This is a genomic window from Methylobacterium sp., assembly GCF_028290105.1.
Classification (GTDB): domain Bacteria; phylum Pseudomonadota; class Alphaproteobacteria; order Rhizobiales; family Beijerinckiaceae; genus Methylobacterium.
On sequence record NZ_JAQGKL010000064.1, the window covers coordinates 1 to 6,216 of the forward strand.

Here is a 6,216-nt window from a genome sequence, read left to right on the forward strand (position 1 = left end):
ACGGTGTCCATCGTGACGGAGACGACGATCAGGAGCGAGGTGCCGCCAAAGCCGATGCTGGCGGATGAGTACGAGGCCAGGATTTCCGGAACCAGGCAGACGAAGGTCAGGTACAGGGCGCCGATCAGCGTGATGCGAGTGAGCACCTTGTCGATGAAGGCCGCCGTCCGCTCCCCGGGGCGGATGCCCGGTATGAAGCCACCATGCTTCTTCAGGTTGTCGGCTGTCTCCTCAGGGTTGAACACGACCGCCGTGTAGAAGAAGGCGAAGAAAATGATCAGCGCGGCATAGAGCACCATGTAGAGCGGCCGACCGTGGCCGATGTAGGTGGTGATCGTCGCCAGGATGCCGGTGCCGCCGTTGTTGGCCGAGAAACTCGCCACGGTGGCGGGCAGCAGCAGGAGCGAGGACGCGAAGATCGGCGGAATCACGCCAGCGGTGTTCAGCTTCAGGGGCAGGAACGAGGTCTGGCCCTCGTACATCTTATTGCCGACCTGGCGCTTGGGGTAGTTGATCAGGAGCCGGCGCTGGGCGCGCTCCATGAACACGATGAAGTACACCAACGCGATCGCGGCGACGCCCATGCCGAGGATTACGGCCGACGAAAGCGCGCCGGTGCGGCTCAGTTCCAAGGCGCCGACGATCGCCACCGGCAAGTGGGCGACGATGCCGGCGAAGATGATCAGGGAGGAGCCGTTGCCGATACCGCGCGACGTGATCTGCTCGCCGATCCACATCAGGAACAGCGTACCGCCGGTCAGGGTGATGACAGTCGACAGGAGAAAGAACGGACCCGGATCGATCGCAGCGCTCGAGCTCTGAAGACCGAAGGCGATGCCCCAGGACTGGACCAGAGCCAGGACCACGGTCAGATAGCGGGTGTACTGGTTGATGACCTTGCGGCCGGATTCGCCCTCCTTTTTCAGCGCTTCGAGGCTCGGGATCACCGAGGTCAGCAACTGAATGATGATGGAAGCCGAGATGTACGGCATGATGTTGAGCGCAAAGATCGCCATGCGCTCGACGGCACCGCCGGAGAACATGTTGAAAAGCCCGAGCACGCCGCCGGATTGCTGCTGGAAGTTCCGCGCGAACTGCTCAGGGTCGATACCCGGGATCGGAATGTAGGTGCCGAGGCGGAACACGATCAGCGCACCCAGCGTGAACCAGATGCGCTTCTTGAGCTCGTCGGCCTTGGCGATGGCCCCGAAATTGAGGTTCGCGGCAAGCTGCTCGGCGGCTGAGGCCATGGCACCGATTCCTGAGATCGTTTCTTACGGGAGCGACGGCTCCCCGATAAACTGAAACGGCGGCCACGCGCGAGGTCGCACGGGCCGCCGCTCAGAGCTTCGACTTAAAGTCAGACGCGAGGCTACGCAACCACGCGGGCGGGCTTGCCACGGGTGGACACGCCGTCGCCGTAGGTCACGGTGACGGTGCCGCCGGCCTTCTCGACACCCTCGATCGCCGACTTCGACGCGCGGGTGACCTCGATGGTCAGCTTGGTGGTGAGTTCGCCGACGCCGAGGAGCTTCACACCGTCACGGGCGCGGGCACAGATGCCCGCGGCGATCAGGGTCTCGACAGTGACGGTGGCGCCCGCCTCGATGCGGCCGGCATCGACGGCCTGCTGGACGCGGCCGAGGTTCACCTCGTTCAGGTCCGTCGAATACAGGTTGTTGAAGCCGCGTTTCGGGAGGCGACGATGCAGCGGCATCTGACCGCCCTCGAAGCCCTTGATGGAGACGCCGGTGCGGGCCTTCTGACCCTTCACGCCGCGCCCCGCGGTCTTGCCCTTGCCGGAGCCGATCCCCCGGCCGACGCGCATCCGGTTCTTGGTGGCGCCGACGTTGTCGTGGAGTTCATTCAGTTTCATGATGCCCTCCCTCAGGCCGCGTCGCCAAGGACACGCACGAGGTGCTGCACCTTGCGGATCATGCCGCGCACGGAGGGGGTATCCTCCAGCTCGGAAACCCGATGCAGCTTGTTCAACTTGAGGCCGATCAGCGTTGCGCGCTGGTCGCCTTCGCGGCGGATCGGCGAACCGATCTGCTCCACGCGGAGTGTCTTCTGTGCCATTGGACCCTCCCCTTACGCGACGGCGGCTTCGGACAAGTCGGACGGATCGGCATCACGGCGGCGCGCCTGGAGGGCCGACACCTTGAGACCGCGACGGGCCGCGACGGAACGCGGGCTGTCTTCGTTCTTCAGCGCGTCGAAGGTCGCGCGCACCAGGTTGTAGGGGTTCGAAGACCCGAGGCTCTTGGCCACGACGTCCTGCATGCCCAGCGTCTCGAAGACGGCGCGCATCGGGCCGCCGGCGATGATGCCGGTTCCCTGCGGAGCGGCGCGCAGGATCACCTTGCCGGCGCCGTGACGTCCCTGGACGTCGTGGTGCAGCGTGCGACCTTCGCGAAGCGCCACGCGGACAAGACCGCGCTTAGCAGCTTCCGTCGCCTTGCGGATCGCCTCGGGCACTTCGCGAGCCTTGCCGTGGCCGAAGCCGACGCGGCCCTTTTGGTCGCCGACGACGACGAGAGCAGCGAAGCCGAAGCGACGGCCACCCTTCACCACCTTGGCGACGCGGTTGATGTGGACGAGCTTGTCCACGAACTCGCTGTCGCGCTCCTCGCGCTCATCGCGGCGGCCGCGGCCACCGCCTTCACGTTCACGTGCCATACTGAAATTCCATCTCACTGGCGCGGGTGGCGGACCCGCTCGCTTGAATCGTCAGGATTCGGAAGCGGCTGAGCCGCTCCCGCCCGCCAATCTTAGAACTCGAGGCCACCCTCACGGGCGGCTTCGGCGAGCGCCTTGACGCGCCCATGATAGAGGTAGCCCGAGCGATCGAAGATCACCTGGGTGACGCCAGCCGCCTTGGCGCGCTCGGCGACGAGCTTGCCGACGGCCTCAGCCGCCGCCACGTCGGCGCCGGTCTTGAGAGCGCCGCGCACATCCTTCTCCAGGGACGAAGCCGAAGCGAGGGTCTTGCCCTGCGCGTCGTCGATGACCTGGACGTAGATCTGCTTGGAGGAACGGAACACCGAGAGCCGGGGCCGTCCATTGGCCGCCGCCCGCAGCGCGCGGCGCACACGCGCCTTACGGCGGTCGAGTGCATCGATTTTGCGTGACATGTTGGCCGGCCCTTACTTCTTCTTGCCTTCCTTGCGGAAGATGAACTCGCCCGCGTACTTCACGCCCTTGCCCTTGTAGGGCTCCGGGCCGCGATAGTCGCGGATCTCGGCGGCAACCTGACCGACCACCTGCCGGTCGATGCCGGTGATGACGATCTCCGTCGGCTTCGGCACCGCGATCGTGATCCCAGCGGGGATCTCGTACTCGATGTCGTGGCTGTAACCGAGCGAGAGCTTCAAGGCCTTGCCCGCCATCGCGGCGCGGTAACCGACGCCGGTGATCTCAAGCTTCTTCTCGAAGCCCTTGGAGACGCCCTCGACGAGGTTCGCCACCTGGGCCCGGGAGGTGCCCCACAGCGAGCGGGCCTCCTTGGTCTGGTTGCGAGGCTGCACCGCGACGGCGCCATCCTCGAATTTCACGTCCACCACGTTGGGGACGACGAACTGGAGCTCACCCTTGGAGCCCTTCATTGTCACCGTTTGACCGGTCACCGTAGCCGTCACGCCGGACGGGACGGGAACGGGCTTCTTGCCTACGCGAGACATCGCCTTATTCCTCCAAGTCCGAGATCAGAACACCTTGCAGAGCACTTCACCGCCGACGTTGCGCTCGCGCGCCTCGTGGTCGGCCATGACGCCCTGCGGGGTGGACACGATGGTGACGCCGAGACCGTCGGCGACACGCGGCAGCTCGCCAACCGACGAGTAGACGCGACGGCCGGGCTTCGACACGCGCTGGATCGAGCGAATGACGGGCTGACCGTCGTAGTATTTCAGCTCGATGGCGAACTCGGTACGGCCGTTGCCGTAATCGGTGGTCGCGTAATCGCGGATGTAGCCCTCGGACTTGAGGACGTCGAGCACGCTGGCGCGCAGACGCGAACCCGGCGTCTGGACGACGTTGCGGCGACGCTGCTGACCGTTGCGGATGCGGGTGAGCATGTCACCCACGGGATCGTTGACCATGGTGGTTGCTCCTTACCAGCTCGACTTGACGAGACCGGGGATCAGACCCTGGTTGCCGAGTTCGCGCAGCGCGATGCGCGAGATGCCCATCTTGCGATAGAAGGCGCGCGGACGGCCCGTCATGCCGCAGCGGTTGCGGACGCGGGTGGGCGACGAATTGCGGGGGAGCTCCGCGAGCTTAAGGCGCGCCTCGAAGCGCTCCTCCATCTCAAGGGACTCGTCGTTCGCCGTTGCAAGCAGCGCCTTGCGCTTGGGAGCGTAGAGCTTCACGAGCTCCGCGCGATGCTTGTTCTTCTCGATCGAGCTTTTCTTTGCCATTTCTCTCTCCGGTGTCCGCGTCTGAGACCCTAGCGGGGGCTCACTGCCGGAACGGGAATCGGAACTGCGTGAGGAGCGCGCGCGCCTCAGCATCGGTGCGGGCCGTCGTCTGGATGACGATGTCCATGCCCCAGGTGGCCTCGGCCTTGTCGTACGAGATCTCCGGGAACACGAGGTGCTCCTTCAGGCCAAGCGCGTAGTTGCCGTTGCCGTCGAAGGAACGCGGGTTCAGGCCACGGAAATCGCGGACGCGCGGGAGCGCGATCGTGATGAGCCGGTCCATGAACTCGTACATGCGCTGCTTGCGAAGCGTGACCTTGCAGCCGATGGGCATCCCTTCGCGAACCTTGAAGGTCGCGATGGCCTTCCGGGCCCGCGTGATGACCGGCTTCTGACCGGCGATCAGCGCAAGGTCACCAGCGGCGACGGTAGCCTTCTTGGAATCGGCGGTGGACTCGCCGACGCCCATATTGATCACGATCTTCTCGATGACCGGAACCTGCATGGGGTTCTTGTAGCCGAACTCTTCGATCAGCTTCTGGCGCACAACCTCGTCGTAGTGCTTGCGCAGACGCGGGGTGTACCCGTCAGTGTTCTTCTCAGCCATCGATCAGATCCCCCGAGCGCTTGGCGAACCGGACTTTGCGGCCGTCGTCGAGAATGCGGAAACCAACGCGCGTGGGCTGACCATCCTTGGGGTCGGCGACGGCGATGTTGGACAGGTGAATCGCAGCTTCCTTGGAGACGATGCCGCCTTCCTGGTTCTGCGTCTGCTTCTGGTGCTTCTTGACAAGGTTGATACCACGCACGAAGGCGCGGTCTTCCTTGGGCAGCACCTGAATGACCTCGCCGGAGCGACCCTTGTCACGACCGGTGAGGACGACGACCTTGTCGCCTTTCTTGACCTTGGCGGCCATTACAGCACCTCCGGCGCGAGCGAGATGATCTTCATGTGGTTGCGGGCGCGAAGCTCGCGCGGAACCGGTCCGAAGATGCGGGTGCCGATCGGCTCCTTCTGATTGTTGATCAGAACGGCAGCGTTCTTGTCGAAGCGGATCACCGAACCGTCGGGACGCTTCACTTCCTTGGCCGTGCGCACGACGACCGCCTTCATGACGTCGCCCTTCTTCACGCGACCACGGGGAATCGCTTCCTTCACCGAGACCACGATGATGTCACCGACACCGGCATATTTACGCTTCGACCCGCCCAGAACTTTGATGCACATCACGCGGCGCGCACCAGAGTTGTCGGCGACGTCCAGATTCGTTTGCATCTGGATCACGGGCAGTGACCTTTCCTTGTTTCAGACGGGTTTCCGCACACGGACGGTATTGTCCGGCGGACGACGCCTGATGGGGATCTGATGTCCCCGGCTCATGTGAAGCACCGCGCAAGCGATGTTTTGGACACCGGCGCGGCTGCCGCGTACGAAAGGTGCGAACACCCCTCTGAAATCTCGCGAAGGCATGCCCCATACCCTGGACGGCCTACACGCGCAAGATTTATTTGGTTCACGACGGACCCCCTGGGGAACCCACCGCCGTATAGCGATCCAAAGACCGGCGGAGCCCGGGCAATGAAAAAGCGGGTGCAGTGGCCTGCACCCGCTCAGACGTTCCTCGGTCGGGCTCAGGCCTCGGCAGACACAGCCTCGGCGGCAGTGCCACTGTCGATGAGCTTCCAGGTCTTGGTCTTCGAGAACGGACGGCACTCTTCGATCGACACGGTCTGTCCGACCTTGGCCACGTTCGCCTCGTCGTGGGCGTGATAGTTCTTCGAGCGACGGACGGTCTTC

12 protein-coding genes are annotated in these 6,216 nt (G+C 64.4%); all 12 read right to left on the reverse strand.

What is annotated here, in order from left to right; genetic code table 11:
• Nucleotides 1–1,250 (reverse strand): preprotein translocase subunit SecY (secY, locus tag JWQ05_RS04770; protein ID WP_299655288.1); only part of this gene is annotated, 1,250 nt, incomplete at its 3' end.
• Between the two features lie 122 nt (nt 1,251–1,372).
• A complete protein-coding gene (rplO, locus tag JWQ05_RS04775; RefSeq protein WP_299655291.1) occupies nt 1,373–1,876 on the reverse strand; it encodes a 50S ribosomal protein L15 in 504 nt (167 codons plus the stop codon).
• A gap of 11 nt (nt 1,877–1,887) precedes the next feature.
• Nucleotides 1,888–2,079: a 50S ribosomal protein L30 gene (rpmD, locus tag JWQ05_RS04780; RefSeq protein ID WP_299655294.1), complete on the reverse strand. Its 192-nt coding sequence runs from the start codon at nt 2,077–2,079 to the stop codon at nt 1,888–1,890.
• A 12-nt stretch (nt 2,080–2,091) separates the two neighbouring features.
• Nucleotides 2,092–2,679, reverse strand: coding sequence for a 30S ribosomal protein S5 (rpsE, locus tag JWQ05_RS04785; protein ID WP_056171334.1), 588 nt, complete (start codon nt 2,677–2,679; stop codon nt 2,092–2,094).
• A 92-nt stretch (nt 2,680–2,771) separates the two neighbouring features.
• On the reverse strand, nt 2,772–3,134 hold the full coding sequence (gene rplR, locus JWQ05_RS04790) for a 50S ribosomal protein L18 (protein ID WP_299655306.1): 363 nt from the start codon (nt 3,132–3,134) through the stop codon (nt 2,772–2,774).
• A 12-nt stretch (nt 3,135–3,146) separates the two neighbouring features.
• The gene (gene rplF, locus JWQ05_RS04795) at nt 3,147–3,680 is read right to left on the reverse strand and encodes a 50S ribosomal protein L6 (RefSeq protein ID WP_299655309.1); all 534 of its coding nucleotides are present in this window, start codon (nt 3,678–3,680) and stop codon (nt 3,147–3,149) included.
• A gap of 24 nt (nt 3,681–3,704) precedes the next feature.
• Nucleotides 3,705–4,100 carry a 30S ribosomal protein S8 gene (gene rpsH / locus JWQ05_RS04800; protein WP_055881679.1) on the reverse strand — a complete coding sequence of 132 codons (396 nt, stop codon included), beginning with the start codon at nt 4,098–4,100 and terminating at the stop codon, nt 3,705–3,707.
• A 12-nt stretch (nt 4,101–4,112) separates the two neighbouring features.
• Nucleotides 4,113–4,418, reverse strand: a complete 306-nt coding sequence (gene rpsN, locus JWQ05_RS04805; RefSeq protein ID WP_299655333.1) for a 30S ribosomal protein S14 — start codon at nt 4,416–4,418, stop codon at nt 4,113–4,115.
• A gap of 40 nt (nt 4,419–4,458) precedes the next feature.
• Entirely contained in the window at nt 4,459–5,025 is a 567-nt protein-coding gene (rplE, locus tag JWQ05_RS04810; RefSeq protein WP_055949300.1) for a 50S ribosomal protein L5, read from the reverse strand.
• On the reverse strand, nt 5,018–5,335 hold the full coding sequence (gene rplX / locus JWQ05_RS04815) for a 50S ribosomal protein L24 (RefSeq protein WP_055949297.1): 318 nt from the start codon (nt 5,333–5,335) through the stop codon (nt 5,018–5,020). The genes rplE and rplX overlap by 8 nt, the downstream gene beginning before the upstream one ends.
• Nucleotides 5,335–5,703 carry a 50S ribosomal protein L14 gene (gene rplN / locus JWQ05_RS04820; protein ID WP_055949294.1) on the reverse strand — a complete coding sequence of 123 codons (369 nt, stop codon included), beginning with the start codon at nt 5,701–5,703 and terminating at the stop codon, nt 5,335–5,337. Before rplN ends, rplX begins: the two co-directional genes overlap by 1 nt.
• Nucleotides 5,704–6,050: 347 nt before the next feature.
• Nucleotides 6,051–6,216: 30S ribosomal protein S17 (locus JWQ05_RS04825; RefSeq protein ID WP_299655342.1), on the reverse strand; the 166-nt coding region annotated here is incomplete at its 5' end.